At 68.1% G+C, this 22264-nt stretch carries 17 protein-coding genes; 7 read left to right on the top strand and 10 right to left on the bottom strand.

What is annotated here, in order from left to right; all coding sequences use genetic code 11:
* Positions 1-4 precede the first annotated feature (4 nt).
* Entirely contained in the window at positions 5-862 is an 858-nt protein-coding gene (locus tag AC2A1N_RS08285) for an EamA family transporter (protein ID WP_088496132.1), read from the top strand.
* Positions 863-1085: 223 nt separating this feature from the next.
* Here AC2A1N_RS08285 and AC2A1N_RS08280 read toward each other — a convergent pair whose 3' ends face one another.
* From AC2A1N_RS08280 to AC2A1N_RS08270, 3 genes are all read right to left on the bottom strand, one after another.
* Positions 1086-2528 (bottom strand): ExeM/NucH family extracellular endonuclease, encoded by a 1443-nt coding sequence (locus AC2A1N_RS08280; protein ID WP_061480268.1) that lies wholly within the window; start codon positions 2526-2528, stop codon positions 1086-1088.
* A gap of 209 nt (positions 2529-2737) precedes the next feature.
* Positions 2738-3256 (bottom strand): c-type cytochrome, encoded by a 519-nt coding sequence (locus tag AC2A1N_RS08275; protein ID WP_005407662.1) that lies wholly within the window; start codon positions 3254-3256, stop codon positions 2738-2740.
* Positions 3257-3475: 219 nt separating this feature from the next.
* Positions 3476-4093 carry a TetR/AcrR family transcriptional regulator gene (locus tag AC2A1N_RS08270; protein ID WP_061480267.1) on the bottom strand — a complete coding sequence of 206 codons (618 nt, stop codon included), beginning with the start codon at positions 4091-4093 and terminating at the stop codon, positions 3476-3478.
* Positions 4094-4250: 157 nt separating this feature from the next.
* Here AC2A1N_RS08270 and AC2A1N_RS08265 point away from each other — a divergent pair, with 157 nt between their 5' ends.
* The 3 genes from AC2A1N_RS08265 to AC2A1N_RS08255 are packed head-to-tail and all read left to right on the top strand — an operon-like array spanning position 4251 to position 9044.
* On the top strand, positions 4251-5414 hold the full coding sequence (locus tag AC2A1N_RS08265) for an isovaleryl-CoA dehydrogenase (RefSeq protein ID WP_058979744.1): 1164 nt from the start codon (positions 4251-4253) through the stop codon (positions 5412-5414).
* A 10-nt stretch (positions 5415-5424) separates the two neighbouring features.
* Positions 5425-7035 (top strand): carboxyl transferase domain-containing protein, encoded by a 1611-nt coding sequence (locus AC2A1N_RS08260; RefSeq protein WP_154350053.1) that lies wholly within the window; start codon positions 5425-5427, stop codon positions 7033-7035.
* Between the two features lie 26 nt (positions 7036-7061).
* Entirely contained in the window at positions 7062-9044 is a 1983-nt protein-coding gene (locus AC2A1N_RS08255; RefSeq protein WP_484371997.1) for an acetyl/propionyl/methylcrotonyl-CoA carboxylase subunit alpha, read from the top strand.
* Positions 9045-9063: 19 nt separating this feature from the next.
* On the opposite strand, the gene AC2A1N_RS08250 is transcribed toward AC2A1N_RS08255, so the two are convergent.
* On the bottom strand, positions 9064-10230 hold the full coding sequence (locus tag AC2A1N_RS08250) for a putative peptide maturation dehydrogenase (protein WP_154350051.1): 1167 nt from the start codon (positions 10228-10230) through the stop codon (positions 9064-9066).
* 138 nt (positions 10231-10368) lie between these two features.
* Here AC2A1N_RS08250 and AC2A1N_RS08245 point away from each other — a divergent pair, with 138 nt between their 5' ends.
* Complete coding sequence (locus AC2A1N_RS08245; protein ID WP_005420725.1) at positions 10369-10665, top strand: NHLP-related RiPP peptide; 297 nt, start codon at positions 10369-10371, stop codon at positions 10663-10665.
* A 7-nt stretch (positions 10666-10672) separates the two neighbouring features.
* On the opposite strand, the gene AC2A1N_RS08240 is transcribed toward AC2A1N_RS08245, so the two are convergent.
* The 4 genes from AC2A1N_RS08240 to aceB form a co-directional block, all read right to left on the bottom strand.
* Complete coding sequence (locus AC2A1N_RS08240; protein ID WP_484371994.1) at positions 10673-13165, bottom strand: putative peptide modification system cyclase; 2493 nt, start codon at positions 13163-13165, stop codon at positions 10673-10675.
* Positions 13166-13178: 13 nt separating this feature from the next.
* The gene (locus tag AC2A1N_RS08235) at positions 13179-14219 is read right to left on the bottom strand and encodes a GGDEF domain-containing protein (protein WP_061480263.1); all 1041 of its coding nucleotides are present in this window, start codon (positions 14217-14219) and stop codon (positions 13179-13181) included.
* A 414-nt stretch (positions 14220-14633) separates the two neighbouring features.
* On the bottom strand, positions 14634-15935 hold the full coding sequence (aceA, locus tag AC2A1N_RS08230; RefSeq protein ID WP_111201766.1) for an isocitrate lyase: 1302 nt from the start codon (positions 15933-15935) through the stop codon (positions 14634-14636).
* A 64-nt stretch (positions 15936-15999) separates the two neighbouring features.
* On the bottom strand, positions 16000-17622 hold the full coding sequence (gene aceB / locus AC2A1N_RS08225; RefSeq protein ID WP_484371992.1) for a malate synthase A: 1623 nt from the start codon (positions 17620-17622) through the stop codon (positions 16000-16002).
* A 110-nt stretch (positions 17623-17732) separates the two neighbouring features.
* On the opposite strand from aceB, the gene AC2A1N_RS08220 reads away from it, so the two are divergent.
* Complete coding sequence (locus AC2A1N_RS08220; protein WP_484371990.1) at positions 17733-18701, top strand: LysR family transcriptional regulator; 969 nt, start codon at positions 17733-17735, stop codon at positions 18699-18701.
* A 306-nt stretch (positions 18702-19007) separates the two neighbouring features.
* Positions 19008-19916 (top strand): LysR family transcriptional regulator, encoded by a 909-nt coding sequence (locus AC2A1N_RS08215; RefSeq protein ID WP_484371988.1) that lies wholly within the window; start codon positions 19008-19010, stop codon positions 19914-19916.
* Between the two features lie 94 nt (positions 19917-20010).
* On the opposite strand, the gene AC2A1N_RS08210 is transcribed toward AC2A1N_RS08215, so the two are convergent.
* A complete protein-coding gene (locus AC2A1N_RS08210; RefSeq protein WP_061480258.1) occupies positions 20011-21267 on the bottom strand; it encodes an MFS transporter in 1257 nt (418 codons plus the stop codon).
* Between the two features lie 124 nt (positions 21268-21391).
* On the bottom strand, positions 21392-22018 hold the full coding sequence (gene lepB, locus AC2A1N_RS08205; protein WP_005420745.1) for a signal peptidase I: 627 nt from the start codon (positions 22016-22018) through the stop codon (positions 21392-21394).
* Positions 22019-22264: the final 246 nt, after the last annotated feature.

Here is a 22264-nt window from a genome sequence, read left to right as displayed (position 1 = left end):
CCCCATGCTCTACCTGTCTTTGGCCGTGATCTGCAGCGTGCTGGTTTCGGTGGTGTTGAAGGTGGCTGGACGCCGCCAGCTGGATGTCGCGCAGATGGTCACCTGGAACTATCTGGTGGCGGCAACGCTCACCGCCGCGGTGCTGCAGCCGCCGCTGGATGCGCTGCGCGCGCCACATGCCCCGTGGCTGTCCTTGCTGGCGCTGGCGGTGGTGCTGCCCTCGATCTTCCTGGTGCTGGGCCGCGCGGTGGCGGTGGCCGGCATCGTCCGCAGCGATGTGGCACAGCGCTTGTCGCTGCTGCTGTCACTGGCTGCCGCGTTCCTGTTCTTCGGCCAGACCGCGACGCCGTGGAAGCTGGCCGGGCTCGGCCTGGGCCTGCTGGCGATGGTGGCGATCAGCCTGCGCCCACGCGGACCGGCGGTGGCATCCTCACCCGGTGGCTGGGGCTGGCTGCTGGGGGTATGGGCCGGGTTTGCGGTGGTGGACGTGCTGCTCAAGCAGGTGGCGCTGTCCGGCACGCCGTCGATGGCGGCGGTGCTGGCCAGCTTCAGCGTGGCCTTCGTGCTGATGCTGGCCCTGCAGCTGTGGCGGCATGCGCGTGGCCGCAGCCGGCTGGCCTGGCGGAACCTGGGCGCAGGCGCGCTGCTGGGCCTGCTCAATGGCGGCAACATCCTGTTCTATGTGCATGCGCACCAGTCGATGCCGGACAATCCGGCCACCGTGTTCGCCGGCATGAACATCGGCGTGGTGGTGCTGGGTGCACTGGTGGGCGTGTTTGCCTTCGGCGAGGCCACCACGAAGTGGAACCGTGCCGGTTTGGCGCTGGCGGTGCTGGCGATCGGCTTGATCGCCTGGGGGTGAGCATTGGTCGCGGCGGGCCATTTCCGCGCCCGCGGAGGGATGTCACTTTTCTTTTCGCGCGAAAAGAAAAGTGACCAAAAGAAACGCGCCGCCAGCCGCGAGCCGGTGCTGTGCACCGGTACCCTGCGCTTCTCGGCTCGCTTGAAGGCGGACTGGAAGATAAAAAGCAACAGCAGCATCCGTGCCGATCAAGGTCGCTCCCAGAGCAGATCCCCGGCGAACCCTATCTGTCGAAACCCAGCAGCAGCGGGTCGTGGTCGGAACTGCGCCACGGGCCCTGCACGTTGCGGCCCTGATAACCGCTGGCGTCCTGCTCATCGGCATTGCTGTGCCATTCGGCGGCACCGCGCAGGCGCCTGGCCATGCCCGGGCTCAGCAGCGCGTGGTCGAGGCGGCCGGTGTAGCCGTTGTAGACGTAGCTGTAGGGATGCTCGGCCTTGGCGACCTTGAACGCGTCCTGCCAGCCCAGGTCGTGCAGGGTGCGGATCGGGTCTTCCATCGCGTAGGCATTGAAATCGCCGAGCAGTACCGCGTCCTTTGTACCGGTACCGGTCGGATCCGTCTGCAGCCAGGCATGCAGCTGCTGCGCCGAGGTCATGCGGGTGGCGTTCCAGCAGCCCTGGTTGTCGTTGCGATCGGCGTCGGCGCCGCTGGCGTCGCGGCAGCCCTTCGACTTGAAGTGATTGGCCACCACCACGAACGGCGCGCCCTGCTTGCCTTGGAAGGCCTGCGCCAGCGGCACGCGGCTGTGCTCGACGAATGGGCCGCCGGTCAACGTAGCCGGCGTGCCGACCGGCTGCAGGCGTGAGCTGCGGTAGATGATGCCGACCCGGATCGGGTTGTCGCCGGGGCCGTTGCCGGCATCGACGAAGCGCCAGTCGCCCTGCGCGCCGCGGTCACGGTTGAGCGCATCGACCAGTTCGGCGATGGCCGACTGCGGGCCGTAGCCGTCGTTCTCCAGCTCCATCAGCGCGGCGACGTCGGCGCCCAGCGCGTTGACCGTGGCGACCAGCTTGGCCACCTGCGCCTTGTGCTCGTCCAGCGTGCGGGCGCCGCGCAGGGTCGGGAAGCCGCCGCCCTGGCCATCACCGTTGAAGAAGTTCTCCAGGTTGAAGGCGGCCACGTGCAGGCTGCCCGGCACCGTCGGCACCGCCGGGCGCCTGAGTTCCGGCAGTTTCAGCACACCTTCGACCTGCAGGCGCGGATGGCCCTGCGCGTCCATGCGCACGATGCCCTGCACGTCGCGCAGCTGCATGCCGGTGCGCAGCACGGGGCTGCCCGGCAGGTACGCCACGCTGGCGGGGTCTCGGGCATCACTGCCATCTTCCAGCACCAGGCGGCGGCGCTGGTTGTCGGCCATCACCTGCTCATAGCCGGCAGTACCCGGCGCGGCCACTTCGGTCGGCTGCCAGAGGCGACCATCGAAGGCTACGGTGAGCTGGCCGAAGCGCTCCAGGCCGTCGGTACCGGCCAGGGTCAGCGGTGCGGCGATGCGCACCCGCTGACCATCCAGCGCGCGCCAGTCGGCCGGCGCGGCGGTCAGCACCACGGTGGCGCTGCTGCGCGCGGCGGGCGCCGCGACCGGCGCGACCTGCGGCTGGGCCTGGGCAAAGGCGCTGGCCGGCAGCAGCAGGGACAGGGCAAGGGCGAGGGAACGGCGGCGCATCGACGGGCGACTCCATGGAAGAGGCGCACAGACTAACCCTGAAATGCGAAACGCCGCCTGCGCAGCGGGGGCATATGAGCGATCAGGCCTCGGTGGGCAAAGCTCAGTAGGTGGTAGAGCCGAGCCCACGCTCGGCTGCGCTTGGCCACACCGTGCGCAGAGCAGCCGAGCGTGGGCTCGGCTCTACAGGAAGCGGCGCGTTGCGGCGGCTATTTCAGGTTGCCCAGCATCCAGTCCACGGTGGCATGGATCTGTTCTTCGGTCAGTGCCGGGTTGCCGCCCTTGGGCGGCATGATGCCGCCGTCGGGGCCGGTATAGCCCTCGATGGCGTGCTTGTAGAGCGTGTCCTTGCCCTGCGCGATGCGCTTGTCCCAGTGCGAATGGTCCAGCGTCGGTGCCATGCCCACGCCGGTGGTGTGGCAGGCGGTGCACAGGTTGTCGAAGATCACCTTGCCATCCTTGGTGCCGCCGTAGGCCACCTGCGACGCGGCCTTGGCCAGCGCGGCGGCCTTGGCGGCAGCCTGCGCGGCGGCGCCGGTGCTGCCGGCATAGACTGCACCGGTCGGCGAGATGCGCTGTTCGGTGCGTTTGGCCGCGGTCGGCGACACCTCGGGCGGGATCCGGGTGTGGATGTAGGCGGCAAGGAGGATGAGGCCGAGGGTGATGGTCGCCAGCAGCGCGATCACCATGGAGAAGCGTTTCAGGAACTCCAGATCGTAATTCCGCACTCTTCGTTACCCCTGGCTGATAGTCGTTGGACCACGGCTGAGCGACTGCGTGATGGGCCGAGTATAGAACGCACTTTGCGTGCGACAACAGGCGTCACTGCTGATGCGGCGCAGCATGCGGCCGTGGCCGCATGCGGGTAGCGCCGGGCCGTGCCCGGCGAGCGCGAAGCGCGGCAACAACGGTCGAGGATGGCAACAGCCGCCGGGTATGGCCCGGCGCTACCGGATTGCCGGGGCGCCGATCGCGCGCAGGCAGAAGCTGCAGATCGCATCCACCAGCGCGTCTTCGTCGCGGTGCGCTTCGCGGCTGGGTGCGGTCGGGCCGACCATCGCTTCGGTGAAGGCACCCACCAGGCAGGCGGCGGCCACATGCGCGTCCTGCGCAGGCAGCTCACCGGCCGCCACGCCCTCCTCCACCAGCCGCAGGAACACGTCGCCGAAGGCGCGACGACCGCGCATGCGCTCGGCTTCCACATCCGGGTCGACCGGTTCGACGATGAAGGCGTGCGCGAGCCCCGGCCCGGCCAGGGCACGGCGGACGAAGGCAGTGATCGCCAGCCGCAGCCGCTCGCTGGCCGCCTCCGGGCCACTGGCGATCCGCTCCATGATCGCGACCTCGTGGGCCACGGCGGCATTGAGGACTTCCACGAACAGCTCTGCCTTGGACGGGAAATGCCGGTAGATCAGGCCGGTGGACACCCCCGCCTGGGTTGCCACCGCAGTCACCGGGGCATTGCGCCAGCCGCCAGTGGCGACCAGCGCGCGGGTGGCCAGCAGGATCCGTTCACGGGCGCCCGCCAGGCGTTCTTCCATCAATGCAGAGCGTTTATAGGCCATGTTCTGATTCTAGTTTCAATTTTTGAATTCGTATTCACTTCTTACCCGAACCCCGCTACGCTGGGGCCATCGCCCGTGTGGGTGACGGTCCTGCAGACCGCCGCCCACTCCCCCGCCGGGTGCGCCATTCCTGCCATCCCGCCGTGGAGCCACCACAATGCACGTGCCATCCCTGAACTTCGATCTTGGCGAAGACATCGACCTGCTGCGCCAGAGCGTGGCCCATTTTGCCGCCGCCGAGGTCGCGCCGCTGGCCGCCGAGGCCGATGCCAGCAACCAGTTCCCGCTGGCGCTGTGGCCGAAGCTGGGCGAACAGGGCCTGCTCGGCCTCACCGTGGAAGAAGCATACGGTGGCACCGGCATGGGCTACCTGGCCCACGTGGTGGCGATGGAAGAGATCTCGCGCGCTTCGGGGGGCATCGGCCTGTCCTATGGTGCGCACTCCAACCTGTGCGTGAACCAGCTGCGCAAGAACGGCAACGAGGAACAGAAGCAGCGCTTCCTGCCCGGCCTGTGCGATGGCAGCCTGGTCGGCGCGCTGGCGATGAGCGAGCCGGGCGCCGGTTCGGACGTGGTGTCGATGAAGCTGCGCGCGGACAAGCGCGGCGACCGCTACGTGCTCAACGGCAACAAGATGTGGATCACCAACGGCCCGGATGCCGACGTGCTGGTGGTCTATGCCAAGACCGACATGGAGGCCGGCGCCAAGGGCATCACCGCGTTCCTGGTCGAGAAGGGCATGAAGGGCTTTTCCACCGCGCAGAAGCTGGACAAGCTGGGCATGCGTTCTTCGCCCACCTGCGAGCTGGTGTTCCAGGATTGCGAGATTCCTGAAGAGAACGTGCTGGGCCAGGTTGGCGGTGGCGTGCGCGTGCTGATGTCCGGCCTGGACTACGAGCGCGTGGTGCTGTCCGGTGGCCCGCTGGGCCTGATGGCCGCGGCCATGGACGTGGTGATGCCGTATGTGCACGAGCGCCACCAGTTCGGCGAGCCGATCGGCAGCTTCCAGCTGATCCAGGCCAAGATCGCCGACATGTACGTGGGCCTGGGAGCCTGCCGCGCGTATGTCTATGCCGTGGCACGCGCCTGCGACCAGGGCCGCACCACCCGCCAGGACGCCGCCGGTGCCATCCTGTACGCCGCCGAGAAGGCCACCTGGCTGACTGGCCAGGCGATCCAGATCCTGGGCGGCAACGGCTACATCAACGAATACCCGACCGGCCGCTTGTGGCGCGATGCCAAGCTGTATGAGATCGGCGCCGGCACGTCCGAGATCCGCCGCATGCTGATCGGCCGCGAACTGTTCCAGCGCACCCTGTAAGGCCACCGCGATGACCGTATTGAGCACCCAGCTGCAACCGGGCAGCGAAACGTTTGAAAGCAACCGCGCGGCCATGCAGGCCGTGGTCGACGACCTGCATGCCACCCTCGCCCGCACCGCGCTGGGTGGCAGCGAAGCCGCACGCGCCAAGCACACCGCGCGCGGCAAGCTGCTGGTGCGCGACCGCATCAACGCCCTGCTCGACCCCGGCAGCGCGTTCCTGGAAATCGCGCCGCTGGCCGCGCACGGCATGTACGAAGACGCCGTGCCGGCCGCTGGCGTAGTGGCCGGCATCGGCCGCGTGAGCGGCGTGGAATGCGTGATCGTGGCCAACGATGCCACGGTCAAGGGCGGCACCTACTACCCGATGACGGTGAAGAAGCACCTGCGCGCGCAGGAGATCGCCGAGCAGAACCACCTGCCGTGCATCTACCTGGTCGATTCCGGTGGCGCGTTCCTGCCGCTGCAGGACGAAGTCTTTCCCGACCGCGACCATTTCGGCCGCATCTTCTACAACCAGGCCAACCTGTCGGCGCAGGGCATTCCGCAGATCGCCTGCGTGATGGGCAGCTGCACCGCTGGTGGTGCCTATGTGCCCGCGATGAGCGACGAGACGGTGATCGTGCGCGAGCAGGGCACGATCTTCCTCGGCGGCCCGCCGCTGGTGAAGGCGGCCACCGGTGAAGTGGTGACGGCCGAGGAACTGGGCGGTGCCGATGTGCACACGCGCATCTCCGGCGTGGCCGACCACATGGCCGACAACGACCTGCAGGCGCTGGCACGGGTGCGCGCGATCATCGCCCAGCTCAACTGGCGCAAGCCGGAACCGGCGATGGCGGTGCAGGCCAGCGAAGAACCGCTGCTGCCAGCGCACGAACTGTACGGCGTGATCCCGGCCGATACGCGCAAGCCCTACGACGTACGCGAAGTGATCGCGCGACTGGTGGACGGCTCGCGCTTCGACGAATTCAAGCCGCGCTACGGCGCAACGCTGGTCACCGGCTTCGCCCATCTGAACGGCTACCCGATCGGCATCATCGCCAACAACGGCATCCTGTTCTCCGAGTCGGCACTGAAGGGCGCGCACTTCATCGAGCTGTGCACCCAGCGCAACATCCCGCTGGTGTTCCTGCAGAACATCACCGGCTTCATGGTCGGCCGCAAGTACGAACAGGGCGGCATCGCCAAGGACGGGGCCAAGCTGGTGATGGCGGTGGCCTGCGCCAAGGTACCCAAGTTCACCGTGGTGATCGGTGGCTCGTTCGGTGCGGGCAACTACGGCATGTGCGGCCGCGCCTATTCGCCCAACTTCCTGTGGATGTGGCCGAACGCGCGCATCGGCGTGATGGGTGGCGAACAGGCCGCCAGCGTGCTGGCCACGGTCAAGCGCGATGGCATCGAGGCCAAGGGCGGCCAGTGGCCGGCAGCGGAGGAAGACGCGTTCAAGGCGCCGATCCGCGACCAGTTCGAGCAGCAGGGCCACCCGTACTACGCCAGCGCGCGCCTGTGGGACGACGGCGTGATCGATCCGGCCGACACCCGCCGGGTGCTGGCGCTGGCGCTGTCGGCCAGCCTCAACGCCGCCCCGCAGCAGACGCGCTTCGGCGTGTTCCGCATGTAACCCGTGCCATGACCGAGCCTGTTGCCATGTTCACCAAAGTCCTGATCGCCAACCGCGGCGAAATCGCCTGCCGCGTCATCGCCACCTGCCGCCGCCTCGGCATCGCCACCGTGGCGGTGTATTCCGATGCCGACCGCAACGCACGCCACGTACGCCTGGCCGACGAGGCCATCCACATCGGCCCGGCCGCCGCGCGTGAGAGCTACCTGCGCGGCGACGCCCTGCTCGACGCCGCACGCCTGACCGGCGTGCAGGCGATCCACCCCGGTTACGGCTTCCTGTCCGAGAATGCCGACTTCGCCGATGCCTGCGCCGCCGCCGGCGTCACCTTCATCGGGCCGCCGGCCAGCGCGATCCGCGCGATGGGTGACAAGAGCGCGGCCAAGGCGTTGATGGCCAAGGCCGGTGTGCCACTGACGCCGGGCTACCACGGCGACCAGCAGGAGCCGGCGTTCCTGCGCGCGCAGGCCGATGCCATCGGCTACCCGGTACTGATCAAGGCCAGCGCCGGTGGCGGTGGCAAGGGCATGCGCAAGGTCGAACGCAGCGAGGACTTCGTCGATGCACTGGCCAGCTGCCAGCGCGAGGCCGCCTCGGCATTCGGCAACCACCATGTGCTGGTCGAGAAGTACGTCGAGCGCCCGCGCCATATCGAGATCCAGGTGTTCGGCGACAACCACGGTGATGCCGTCTACCTGTTCGAGCGCGACTGCTCGGTGCAGCGCCGCCACCAGAAGGTGCTGGAAGAAGCGCCCGCCCCCGGCATGAGCCCCGAACGTCGTGCGGCGATGGGCAAGGCCGCGGTCGATGCCGCGCGCGCGGTGGGCTACGTCGGGGCCGGAACGGTGGAGTTCATCGCCGGCCCTGACGGCGATTTCTACTTCATGGAAATGAACACCCGCCTGCAGGTCGAGCATCCGGTCACCGAGTACATCACCGGCACCGACCTGGTGGAATGGCAGCTGCGCGTAGCCTCGGGCCAGCCGCTGCCGCTGCGCCAGGAGCAGCTGGCGATCCACGGCCACGCCATCGAGGCGCGGCTGTATGCCGAAGACGCCGACCGTGGTTTCCTGCCGTCCACCGGCCTCCTGCGCCGCCTGCGCCTGCCGGCGCCGTCGACTCATGTGCGCGTGGATACCGGTGTCGAGGAAGGCGACAGCATCACGCCGTACTACGATCCCATGATTGCCAAGCTGATCGTCTGGGACGTGGACCGCGACGCCGCGCTGCGCCGCATGAGCCAGGCCCTGGCCGACTGCCAGGTGGTGGGCGTGACCACCAATGCCGGTTTCCTGCGCCGCCTGGTGAACACCGATTCGTTTACCCACGCCAAGCTGGATACCGCGCTGATCGAGCGCGAGCAGGCCGCATTAAGTGCAGCGGGCGATACGGATGATGCCCTGTGGCAGCTGGCCGCCGTGGCCGCTGTTGCAAGCACTGCCGGTGCAGCCAGCGACGCGCGCGACCCGCATTCGCCGTGGCAGGCGCAGGACGGCTGGCGCCTTGGCGCGCCCGCGCCGCGCGTGCTGCCGCTGCAGCAGGGCGAATGCCGGCACACGCTGAAGGTGTGGGCGCAGGCCGATGGCTGGCGCGTGCAGTGCAATGACGCGGCACCCGTGCAGGTGATCGGCACCGCCGATGTGCGCGGGCTGGCGGTACAGCTGGGCGGGCGCCGCTGGACACTGCAGCTGCTGCGCGAGGGTGACCAGCTGTACCTGTTCGGCACCGACGGCCAGCACCGTTTCACCCTGCATGATCCGGTGAGCGAATCGGACCACGCCGTGGCCGATGCCGGCAGCCTGCTGGCACCGATGCCCGGGAAGATCGTGGCCACGCTGGTCGCCGCCGGTACCGAGGTCAAGCGCGGCACGCCGCTGGTGGTGCTGGAAGCAATGAAGATGGAGCACACCCTGCAGGCGCCGGCCGACGGCACGGTGAAGGGCTACCGCGCCAAGGCCGGTGACCAGGTCAACGACGGCGCGGTGCTGGTGGACTTCGAAGCGGCGTGAACGCCGGGGCGACGGTCGCTCAGCGGTCGTCGCCCGCCGTCACCCGGCCAGCGGGATCGAATTCGGCCGTGTCCAATGTGGCACTGCGCCAGCCCAGGCCGCAGATGGCCATCGCGCTCTGGCCGATGCCATCGAAGCCGAACGCGCGATCGACATCGGCATCGTTGATGGCTGCGGTGACGAAGGCGGCCAGGCCGCGCTCGGTCGCGCACAGGTACAGCAGCTGCGAGATGTGGCCGACATCCAGCGTCACCGCACGATGCGCCTTGGCGTGGTTGCGGTACTTCCAGAAGCAGCGGTCATAGCGCGGCGCCAGCACCAGCAGCGCCGGCGCATCGGCGAACCACGCCTGCCCGGACAGCATCCGCCGCGCCAGCGCCGGCAGTGCCTGCGGCGGTGGCGAGGGCAGCGGCAGCACGGCGTGCTGCACCGGGTGGTAGTGGTACAGGCCCGGTGCCAGTCCTTCCACGTTCTGCACCAGCAGGAAGCCTTCGGTGGGATGCAGGCCGCCACCGGAAGGCACGTTCTTCTTCAGGAACTCGGTATCGCGCTCGACCTTCTGCACCGCGTGCGCCATCAGCGTGCGTTGCAGCACCTGGGCCAGCAACGGCAGCGGCAGCGCGCGCTGCGGGTCGAAATTGCGGCAGGTGGTGCGGCGCGCCAGCAGTGCGTCGAACGCGGCCTCTTCGATGCGCGGCAGCGGCTGGTAGTCGCCCTGCATGGGCTGCACCACCGGCGGCGGCGGCCCGAGGCGCTGGCGCAGGCCGGCAGCGGTGTCCAACCCCTGCCGGCGCATGTCCTCCACGCTGTCCACGGCCTGCCAGCGTGCATGGCGATGGGCCAGTGCAGCCAGCGGCCACCACTGGCTGCGCCGCAGCGCCTCGTCGCGCAGCTGGTGCCCCACCTCGCTCGGCGGGTCGGTCAGCAGCAGGCCCTGCTCGACCAGACGGGCCAGCATCGCCGGGGAGGCATCGGCGGGCGGTTCGCTCCAGCGGTGCGCGCTGAGCTCGCCCAGCAGCTGGCGCTCCTCGGCATCCACCGGCAGTGGCTGGTCCAGATGCGCGGCCAGCGCCACCCAGCTGATCTGGCTGTCCATCTCGGCGTGGCCGGCCAGCATCGCGCGCAGGTCCAGGGTGACCGCCTCGCGGGGCTCGAACATCAGGCTGGCGCAGCGGCGCAGGCGCATGGGTTTCCTTCCTTCTGCCGCACAACCGGCATAGCAGCAACGACCGCGGCGCGGCCAACTTTAGCGATGTGCACAGCGCGGCCCTCAATGGCAGGCTGTCGCGGCCGATACGAGAAACTCCACTTACGGACGATCCCCATGAGCACCCATCCCCGCCTTTCCGCCGCAGACGCCAGCCTCCTGCTGGACCACCTGATCGGCAACGACGACTTCCGCAGCCACTTCACCGCGTCGCCTGCCAAGGCGCTGGCCTCGATCGGGCTGGACGGTGCCGTTGGCGAGAACGACTGCATGAAGATCGGCACCCTGGCCTCGGTCGAAGAGCTGAGCCAGGTGCGTGACGGGCTGCAGGCCCACCTGTCCGGGTCGGTGGCGGCCATGACCGTGGTGTTCTGCTTCGAAGCCGGCAAGGTCGGCGAGCGCATCGACGGCTGACCCGCCATCAGGGTGCGCCGGCCGTGGCCGGCGTACCCCACGTGGAGACGTCATGCACGTTCAGCGGTTGCCACACCTGCAGGGCGGTGACCTCGGCAATGGCCTGGCCGCGATGCTGGGCCAGCCAGGCCTGCTGGCGGCGTACCGCGGCTTCATTGCCCTGCGCTCGCAGCGCGAGCAGCAGCACGACGTGTGCCTGCACCGGCTCGCTGCCATCGAGCATCGGCTCGATCAGGGTGCGGGCAGCCTCGGGCCGCCGCATCTGCAGTTCGTCCATGGCGCTGACGATGCGCAGCCAGCGGTCCGCGACCGGACTGCGCAGGCTGCGCAGCAGGGGCCGCTGCTCGTCCAGCCAGCGCCTGGCCAGTTCGAACTGGCCCTGCCGCTGCGCCAGGTGGACCAGTGCCAGCCATTGCAGGCCACGGGCATGCAGCATGGGATCATCACGCTCCTGCAGCATCGGCTGCAGCAGCGCCGCAATGGCCTGCAGCCCAGCACGGTCAGCGCTCGGGCACAGCGCCGCCACGCTGGCGTGCTGCAGGCGCTGCTGCACCTGCAGGTCGATCAGCGTCGGCGCCGCTGCATCTTCGCGTATCGCCTGCTGCATGGCCGCGCAATCGCGCTGCGCAGCCGCCAGCAACAACTGCGCACGCAGCTTCATCCGCTCCTGCAGGCCATCACTGGCGTGGATCTGCGGCAACAGCTGCGCGGCCTTCGCGTACTGTCCCTGCGCCACCAGCACATCCACGCCGGTCTCATCGGCATCATCGCGACCGCGCAGGACCTGCGCCTGGGCCAGCGTTTCGGCAGCGAGCTGCGGTTGGTTGGCAGCGATCTGTATCCGCACCAGATGGACCAGCGGATACAGCCGCAGCGGATCCTGCGGTACTGCGGCCGCACGCGCATAGGGTTCGGCCTCGCTGAACTGGTTGGCCTGCAGCAGGTACCAGGAGGTGTTGGACAGCCCCGCGAACGAATCCGGATAGACCTTGGCCAACGTGCGCCATTGCTCCAGCGCCCAGCCACCTGGCTCCAGCTCGGCCATCCAGGCCTTCAGGTACAGCCGCTCGCGTGGCGGCAGCCGATCCTGCAGGTCCAGCGCATGCTGCATAGCTTCGCGTGCACGCCGCCCTTCCTCGACGCGCGCATGCAGTTTGGCCACGCCCATGTAGGCCAGGGCGAAACCGGGATCGATATCGATCGCCGCCTGGTACAGGTTGCGCGCCTCCTCGAAGCGACGCTGGCCCAGTGCACTCTCCGCCAGCGCGAATGCTCGCAGTGCGCGCAGGTCCTGGGTCGATGCCCGCGGCAGCGGCAACGACTGTTCCAGGCTCGCCACCGATTCGCCCAGTCCGCGACGCAGGCGCCCGACCACGTCGTCCACCGCGAACACCATCTGGTCGGATCGATCCACGGTGGCGGTGAACGTCTGGATCACGTGGCCGCTGCCGGGTGCGGCGACATCGATGGCCAGCTCGTAGCCACCGATCTTCTGCCGCACCGTCGGCAGCAGCACGGCGCGCGCGCCTTCCCGCACCGCCACGTTGGCCGCGGTATCGCGGCTGAGCCGGGTATCGCCCGAGAGCCGCGCCATTTCCAGGCTTTCGCGGATCTTGCCCTCCGACAGCACGTTCACGTAGCGCGATTGCTCCAGCGCGATCCGGATCGCGTGCCGCATCGAGTCGTCGAAGATCGGGTCGCCGGTGAGGTTGTCGACATCACCGAGCACCACCCAGTCGCGCTCGGCGAACGCGATCGCCGGTTCCGGCCGCAGCAGCAGCCAGCCGCCCAGCACCGCCACCGCCAGCACCAGGCCTTCGGCGGCCAGCACCAGCGGCTGCCGCCACAACGGCAGGTCGCGGCGGGCCTTGGCATTGGCACGCGGCATGCGCAGCGGTGCGGAGCCGATCTCGCCCACTTCGATCACTTCCTGTACCACCGGCACGCCCTTGAAGCGCCAGCGCCCGTGTGACTTCCACAACAGGCGCGTGCCGCGCTCGCCCAACGCATCGGTGGCACGGCGGGTCAGCGATTCGGCTACCGCCGACAACAGGATCTGGCCGGGCCGGGCCAGCGTCATCAGGCGCGCCGCCATCGGCTTGGCCAGGCCTTCCACTTCCATCGACTTGGCGCCGGCGCGGACTGCCTCGGCACTGTTTTCCCAGGTCAGCACGTCGCCCACATGCAGGCCGGCACGCGCGCGCAGTTCAATCGCACGCTGCTGGCCCAGCGCATGCAGTTCACGCTGGTAGTCCAGGGCGAAGCCCAGGGCATCGATGGCGCGCTCGAACAGCATGAACAGGCCGTCCGAACGATCAATCAGCTGGCCATTCCAGCGGTGCTGCAGCACCAGCACCAGGCGGTCGTGTTCCTGGAACAGGCTCGCCGCCGCCACGTCGCCGATCCGCTCGACCAGCTGCAGCGAATCACACAGATCAGTGAACAGCAGGGCGCGTAGCTGTGGGCTATGCGGGGCTGACGTTCCGTTGTCGCCATTCATCGCCTGCATCTCCCTATTGGCCGTCCGGATCATCCACCCAGCGCAGGCAGTTGCCGCCATCACGCTTGGCCCGGTACAGCGCCCGATCGGCGCTGGCATACCACTCACTCCAGCCCGCGTCGGCATCCAACAGGCTGGCTCCGATGCTGACCAGGCTTACATGCGGCGTGCCGTGACTGCGCTCGAGCAGGCCGTGCACCGCGCTGAGGATGAACTCGGCAGCGTGCTGCACGATCTCGCGGTTGCCACGGCGCAGCATCAGGCAGAACTCATCGCCGCCAAGCCGGCAGGCCAGATCCTGTTCGCCAGCCATCGAGCGCAGGATGTTGCCCATGCTCTGCAGCACGCGGTCGCCGGCCTGGTGGCCGTGGCGGTCGTTGATCTGCTTGAAGCGGTCGCAGTCGATCAGCAGCAGCGCCTGTGGCGGCCCCTCGGCACGCTCGCGGCACTCCTGCAGGTACAGGGTGAGGCCACGGCGGTTGTGCAGGCCGGTCAGTTCATCGGTACGCACCAGCTCGCGGGTGTGGGTCAGCTGGTGGGTGGTGATGTAGAGGTTGTCCAGCGCGGTTTCCAGATCGTGGTTGCGCCGGCGCAGCTGGCTGATCAGGGCCTGTTCGTTGGCCAGCACGCGCATGATCGTGCGGCGCAGGAAATAGGCCACCAGGCCCGGATTGGATTCGACCAGCCGGTGGAAATCAGCCGGCCCCAGTTCCAGCACATCGCAGTCGACCAGCGCGCGCGCGCTCGCGCTGCGCAGGTGGTCGCCGACCAGCAGGCCCAGTTCTCCGAAGAACTCATGCTGCCCGAGTGTCTTGATCACCAGGTCCTCGCCGAAGTCCAGTTCGATCTGGCCTTCGAGGATCACATACATGCGCTCGCCGCGGTGACCACGCTGGAACAGCCACTGTCCGGCACGGAGCTTGCATGCGCGGGCGAATCTGGCAAACAATGCCACCTCGGCATCTGACAACAGCGCGTGCACGATCTCGGCCATCGCCACCCGGGCGATACCTGTCGTCACATCACTGTTCTCGGCCGCACCCCTGCCGGTCATTCCCTGCACCCGCCGCCAGCGTCCCCTGGTGAGCCGCGGAGCATAGCACCGCTTTAAAGTGTGCGCCCTATCTCATTTTGACCGCTCTGCCGATCTTGATTGATGTGAAGATCGGTGGTGGCCCGTTCTGGTCACGGGCGCCCGGGCAAAACCCCTGCTGTATCAATCCGATGCCGGGTTTCACAGGGTTTCGGCCAAGTTGCCGGAACCCGGGGTGCGCCTGATTGACGCTGCCCGCTGGCTGCCCCTTGCATCGATACAACAACGCCGGCAGGTCCCCCGACCGGCCGGCGTTGTCTGGCCCTTCCCTGGCCACCCTGATCACCCGGTGCCCGGTAGTGCCGGCCGCGGCCGGCAACTGCATGGGCTTCGGAAACATCGATGGGTTGCCGGCCAGCGGCCGGCACTACCGGATCACGCGGCGCGTTCGCTGCGCCCGCCATGGAACTGCTCTTCCTCGGTCGAGCCGGTCAGCGCGGTGGTCGACGACTGGCCCTGCTGAATCGCCTGGGTCACCGCATCGAAATAGCCGGTACCGACCTCACGCTGGTGCTTGACCGCAGTGAAACCGCGCTCGGCCGCTTCGAACTCGGCTTCCTGCAGTTCCACGAACGCGCTCATCTGGCGGCGTGCGTAGCCGTGGGCCAGGTTGAACATGCCGTAGTTCAGCGCATGGAATCCGGCCAGGGTGATGAACTGGAACTTGTAGCCGTAGCTGCCCAGTTCGCGCTGGAACTTCGCAATCGTGGCGTCATCCAGGTTCTTCTTCCAGTTGAAGCTGGGCGAGCAGTTGTAGGCCAGCAGCTTGCCCGGGAACTTCGCATGGATCGCCTCGGCGAACTTGCGCGCGAATTCCAGGTCCGGCTTGCCGGTCTCGCACCACACCAGGTCGGCGTAGGGCGCGTAGGCCAGGCCACGGCTGATCGCCTGGTCCAGGCCGTTGCGGGTCTTGTAGAAGCCTTCGACGGTGCGCTCACCGGTGGTGAACGGCTTGTCGTTGCCGTCGATGTCACTGGTCAGCAGATCCGCAGCTTCGGCATCGGTGCGCGCGACCAGCAGGGTCGGCACGCCCATCACGTCGGCGGCCAGTCGTGCGGCGTTGAGCTTCTCGATCGCCTCGCGGGTCGGCACCAGCACCTTGCCGCCCATGTGCCCGCACTTCTTCACCGAGGCCAGCTGGTCCTCGAAGTGCACGCCGGCGGCGCCGGCCTCGATCATCGCCTTCATCAGTTCAAAGGCGTTGAGCACGCCGCCGAAGCCGGCCTCGGCATCGGCCACGATCGGCTGCAGGAAGTCGATGTCATCCTTGCCTTCGGCGTGGTGCAGCTGGTCGGCGCGCAGCAGCGTGTTGTTGATGCGCTTGACCACCGCCGGCACCGAATCGGCCGGGTACAGCGACTGGTCCGGATACATCTGGCCAGCCAGGTTTGCGTCGGCCGCCACCTGCCAACCGGACAGGTAGATCGCCTTCAGGCCGGCCTTGACCTGCTGCATGGCCTGGTTGCCGGTCAGTGCACCCAGCGCGTTGACGAACTCGCGCTCATGCAGCGACGCCCACAGCTTCTCCGCACCCAGGCGGGCCAGCGAATGCTCGATGTGGACGGTGCCGCGCAGGCGCACCACGTCGGCGGCGCTGTAGTTGCGCTGGATGCCTTCCCAACGCGGGTGGGTATCCCAGTCGTGCTGGATCTGTTCGGCAGTGGGCAGCTTGCTCATGTCTTTCTCCAGTTCGGTTCGTGCGTGCAGCGGGGAGGGAAACAGCGGCAGACGCGGGCGGCAGTCAGTCGATGCGCGCGTAAGCCGGCAGGGTCAGGAAATCGGTCAGTTCGTCGCTGCGGCTCAGTTCGCCGAGCAGGGCGATGGCCTCGCCGATGCGCGCGCCACCGGGCAGCGCGGCGGTATCGCCCAGCCGTGCTGGCAGCTGCGCCAGGGTGGAATCCAGCAGGGCCAGGTCGATCGCGGTGCCATCGTCCAGCTGCTGGCCCGGCGTATGCAGCCACTGCCACAGTTGGCTGCGGCTGATCTCGGCGGTGGCCGCGTCCTCCATCAGGTGATGGATCGGCACACAGCCGTTGCCATCCAGCCAGGCGGCCAGGTAGCGCACGCAGACTTCCACGTTGCCTTCGAAACCGGCGCGGGTGATGGTGCCCGGCGGCCGCGCGATCAGTTCGTCGCGGCCGACGCGCACATCCTGGCGCAGCACGCTGTGCTGGTTCGCACCGGGCATGTGCTCGTCGAAGATCGCCATCGCCACCGGAATCAGCGCCGGGTGCGCGACCCAGGTGCCGTCGTGGCCGGCGCTGACTTCACGCAGCTTGTCGGCGCGCACGCGGGCCATCGCCTGCTCGTTGGCAGCGGCATCGTTGTTGATCGGGATCTGCGCGGCCATGCCGCCCATCGCATGCGCACCGCGGCGGTGGCAGGTCTGGATCAGCAGTTCCGAATACGCCTTCAGGAATGGCTGGGTCATGGTCACCTGACCGCGTTCGGGCAGCACGCGGTCGGCGTGGCGGCGGAAGGTCTTCAGGTACGAGAAGATGTAATCCCAGCGCCCGCAGTTCAGGCCGACGATGCGGTCACGCAGTGCGTGCAGGATCTCGTCCATCTCGAACACCGCCGGCAGCGTTTCGATCAGCACGGTCACCTTGATCTGGCCGTGCGGCAGGCCGAGCATCCCTTCGATGTGCGACAGCGCGGTTTCCCACAGCGCCGCCTCTTCCATGCTCTGCAGCTTGGGCAGGTAGAAGTACGGGCCACGATCCTTCGCCTGCAGGGTGCGGGCGTTGTGGAAGGCGAACACCGCTGCGTCGAACAGGCCACCGGCGAGGAACTGGCCGTCGATGCGCACGTGCTTCTCGTCCAGGTGCCAGCCACGCGGGCGCACGATCAGCACCGCCTGCTCGTCGTACGGGCGCAGCGTGTAGTGCTTGCCATTGGGGGCGGTGTATTCCAAGTCGCCACGCACCGCGGCGGCCAGCGACTGCTGTCCGGCCAGCAGGTTGCGCCAGGTCGGCGAGGTCGAATCCTCGAAGTCGGCCATGAACACCTTGGCGCCGGAGTTCAGCGCGTTGATGACCATCTTCGGGTCGGTCGGGCCGGTGATCTCGACGCGGCGGTCCTGCAGCGCGGCCGGCAGCGGCGCAACGCGCCAGTCGCCGCTGCGGATCGCAGTGGTGTCTTCACGGAAGTCCGGCAGGCCGCCCTGGTCGAAGAACGCCTGGCGTTCACGGCGGGCCTGCAGCCTCGCCTGCCGGCCCGGTTCCACCGCGCGGTGCAGCGACACCAGCAGGGCCAGCAGCGGCGCCGGCAGCACGGTGTCCTGGCCGGCCACGCGGGTCGCCAGGGCGATGCCGGGGGTGGCCTTGGTGGCGGGAGTGGGAACGGCGGAAGCGACGGCGGACATGAGGCGACTCCAGCGGTGGGGGAACGTCTCCACGGTGCCGCCGGGCCTCAGTATTTGGGAAAACAGTTTTTGCAATGTTTTACATAAGTTGTGCTAATACTCGTTACACGATGAGCACACGCACCGCGCCAAGTCCGCGTTTTTCCTACAAATCCGACCGGCTGAAGCCGCTGCGCGCGTTCTGCCAGACCGTGCGCCTGGGCTCGGTCTCACGGGCGGCTGAGGCACTTTTCGTCAGCCAGCCGGCCATCAGCCTGCAGTTGCAGGCGTTGGAACGGGAGCTGGGGGTGCCATTGTTCGAGCGCAGCGGGCGGCGCCTGGTGCCCAGCCGCGAGGGCCAGCTGCTGTACGAGATGGCACAGCCGCTGGTGGAGAACCTGGACGGGCTGGAGGCGCGCTTCCGCGACAAGGTGCGCGGCCTGGACGCGGGCGAGCTCAACATCGCCGCCAACAGTTCGACCATCCTGTACCTGCTGCCGAAGATCGTCGAACGCTTCCGCCTGCACCATCCGGACGTGCGCCTGACCCTGTACAATGCGATCAGCGCCGACGGCACCGACCTGCTGCGCGAGGATGCCGCCGACCTGGCGATCGGTTCGATGACCGATGTGCCGGCCGACCTGACCTACGCCCCGGCCTACCGCTTCGAGCAGGTGCTGATCGCACCACACGATCATCCGCTGGCCAAGGGCGGCGAGCTGGAGCTGGCCGATATTGCGCGCTATCCGCTGGTGCTGCCGCCGAAGCGGCAGATCACCTACCGGCTGGTGGACCAGGTGTTCCAGCGCCACCGCATCGCCTACACCGTGGCGCTGGAGGTGGGGGGCTGGGAAGTGATCAAGCAGTACGTGGCGATGGGCATGGGCATTTCCATCGTGCCGGCGCTGTGCCTGAACGAGGCCGACCACGAGCGGCTGGCGGCGCGATCGATGAAGCGCTGGTTCCCCGAGCGCAGCTACGGGGTGATCGTGCGCCGGGGAAAGGCGTTGTCGGCGCAGGCGCGGGCGTTCATCGAGCTGATCCAGCCGGAGTTGTTCAGTCCGCGCGATTACGACCAGAGCGGGCATTCGGAGCGGTGAGGGGTGTTCTGGTTTGCAGGGCTGCCGCCCTGCACCCGCCGAAGCCAGATCAACGTCAACATCAAGAGCGGCATTCGGCGGGATGGCGAGGTGGGTCCGGTTGCGGGGGACGCTGCAAGTACGTCCCTGTAAGCTCGGTCGCGCCATCCATGGCGCTCACGCCCCCGCAACCGGCCCCACCCCGCCTTCGACAGTTGGTCGCTGCTGTTGGTGCCAGCTGCTGTTGGTGGGTGCCGACCGTTGGTCGGCACGGGATCGGATCCCATCTCTGATTCATTTCCGGCTGACGATGAATAAACTGGCCCCATGTCCATTGAACTGCGCCACCTGCGCTACTTCCTCGCTGTCGCCGATACGCTGCACTTCGGCCAGGCGGCGGAGCGGCTGGGCATGTCACAGCCGCCGCTCAGCCAGCAGATCCGCCAGCTGGAAGAACTGATTGGCGCGCGCCTGTTCGTGCGCAGCCATCGCCGCGTGCAGCTGACGCCTGCGGGCGAGCTGCTGCAGGAACGTGCACGCGCCATCGTGCAGCAGGTGGAAACGGCCGTGGACGAGGTACAGCGTGCACAGCGTGGTGAGCAGGGTGAACTGCATATCGGTCTGACTCGCGCCACGCCACTGTCACCGCAGATTCCGCGTTCGATCCTGCGCTACCGTCAGCAGTACCCGCAGGTGCGGCTGCAGCTGAGCGAGATGAACACGCTGCAGCAGATCGACGCGCTGCTCGACGGTTCACTGGACGTGGGCATCATCCGCAAGCGCGCGCTGCCGCCGGAACTGGTGGCGCACAGCCTGTTCGTCGACCCGCTGGCGCTGATCGTGCACGCCGACCACCCTGCCCTGCGCAGGCTGTCGAAGCATGGCACGCTGTCGCTGCGCGACTTCGCGCAGGAGCCGTTCGTAGCGTTCCGCCGCAGCGCCGGCGCGGGCATCCACGACCACATGATCGCGTTGTGCGCAGCGGCGGGCTTCACGCCGCGCATCGTGCAGGAAGCCGGTGAAGCATCGACCTTGATCAGCCTGGCCGCTGCGGGCCTGGGTGCGGCGATCCTGCCGTCTTCATGCGATCACATACGCGTGGAAGGATCGCGCTTCGTGGCACTGGCCGATGCTGGCGCGCATTCGGAAGTGCAGCTGGCCTGGCACCGCGAACGGGTAACGCCGCTGATCCGCAATTTCGCCACGCTGCTGCGCGGAGCGTTCGCCGAGGGGTAGGCGTGCACTCCACCCGGGTAGTGCCGGCCGCTGGCCGGCAACCCCACAGGGGCCGGCATGCCGGCCAGCGGCCGGCACTACCGTACACGTTGGTTCACGCCGTCACCGGCTGCGGGGCGCGCTGCTGCAGCGCCCAGACAATGCCACCGCCGATCAGGGTCAGCACGGCGGCGAACAGGCACACACCCAGCCAGTCCCACGCCGCATAAGCCAGGCCGCCTAAACCACCAAGCACACTCGAACCCAGGTAATAGGCAAACAGATACATCGCCGAGGCTTCGGCGCGCATCGTACCGGCGCGGCTGCCAACCCAGCTGCTGGCCACCGAGTGGCCGCCGAAGAAGCCGAACGTGACCAGCGCGATACCCAGTGCCATCGCACTCAGCCACGGCATTGCCAGCAGTGCGATGCCGGCGCCGATCAACGCGAACGAGATCGACAGGATGCGGCCGCGCCCGTAGCGCGTTGCCTGCTGGCCCATCCACGCCGAACTGAAGGTGCCCACCAGATAGACGCTGAAGATCAGGCCGACCACGGTCTGGCTGAGGTGGTACGGTGGCGCCAGCAGGTGGTAGCCCAGGTAGTTGTAGAGGGTGACGAACACGCCCATCAGCACGAACGAGGTGGCGAACAGCCACGGCAGGCCCGGGTCGGCGAACAGCAGGCGCCAGCGCGACGGCAACCGGCGCAGGCCGTCACGACGGGGATGGAAGTGGCGCGACGGCGGCAGCTGAAGCCACAGCAGCACGGTACTGGCCACCGCGATGATCGAGACCACGCCGATACCCCAGCGCCAGCCCCAGTGGTCGGCGATGATGCCGGCCAGCAGGCGTCCGCTCATGCCACCGATGGCGTTGCCGCCGATGTACAAGCCCATCGCCAGTCCCAGCGCGCGGCTGTCCATTTCCTCGACCAGGTAGGTCATCGCCACCGCCGGCACGCCGCTCAGCGCCAGGCCGAGCAGCGTGCGCAATACCAGCAGCGTGGTCCAGTCATCGACCAGCGCCGAGCTCAGCGACAGCATGGCCGAGGCCAGCAACGCGACGATCATCAACGGGCGGCGGCCGACCGCGTCGGACAGCAGGCCGGCCAACAGCATTGCCACCGCCAGCGTGCCGGTGGTCAGCGACAACGACATCGCGCTGCCGGCGGCGGACACGCCGAAGTGACGGCTGAACTCAGGCAGCAGCGGCTGCACCGTGTACAGCAGGCCGAAGGTGGAAAAGCCGGCCAGGAACAGCGCCAGCGCGGTGCGACGAAAGGCCGGTGTGCCCTGCTGAATGCGGGTCTCGGCGCTGGGATCGACAGTGGGGGGGCGGCGTTCGATGGCCGCCGCGGTTTCGCCAGTCATGGGATCGATGGGCCGGTAGGGGCGGCCAAGCGTGGGAGGGAACGGGCCTCAGACTAGGCCCGTCTATCCAGTCGATCCATAACCTGATAGGTCATGATTGATATACGAGAAGTATCAATTCAGCTTACAGGCGCTGCCACTCGAAGCCGTCGCCCCGGCGGTAGTACACCGCCACCGCGCGGCCGTAGAGCTTGTCGGCGTCGACGAAGCCGAAGAAGCGGCCATCGAAGCTGTTGCCGCGGTGGTCACCCAGCACCAGCACCTTGCCGGCCGGCACCACCAGGTCGGCGATGTCCGGACCGCCGCCCATGTCCAGATCAAGGCGGGCGCGTCGCTCGCCGAAGGCTTCCACGTCCTGCAGGTCGGCCATCTGCAGCGGCTGCCCGTTGATGCTCAGATGGCCCTCGCGCATCTGCACATGGTCACCGGCCACCGCCGCGACGCGCTTGATCAGGCGGGTGCCGTCGGCCGGTGAGTCGAAGACCGCCACCTCGCCACGCTGCGGGGTGCCGGTCGCCATCAGTTCCGTGTTGGTGAACGGCAGACGCAGACCGTAGGCGCGCATGTCCACCACCACCCGGTCGCCGGGCTGCAGGGTCGGCTGCATCGAACCACTCGGCACCACGTAATGGTTGGCCAGGGTATCGCGGGCGGCGGCGAGCAGGCCGAGCATCACCAGCAGCGGCAATGCCTCCTTCTTCAGCCAGGCCACGGCGCGTTGGGAAAAGGGGGGGCGGGCAACAGCATCCATGACAGGCTCCGGTTGGGTGGTGGCTGCATCAGACCACATCCGGGCGCAAGAGGTTCCCGCGCCGCGCTCCTGTAGAGCCGAGCCTACGCTCGGCTTGTTCTTTGTAGGGTCGAGGTTGCCCGACTGGGGCGCAGAGCAGCCGAGCGTAGGCTCGGCTCTTATCTCTTCCGACTCTGGCACCTTAGGTGCCGAGAGCCCGGCGCGGACGACCGTTCGGCTCTAGGTCTTTTCGATCGCTCTGTAGCA

The organism is Stenotrophomonas maltophilia group sp. SKK55, from assembly GCF_057179845.1.
Note: the sequence above shows the minus strand (reverse complement) of the source record. Positions and strands in the feature narration are given on the sequence as shown.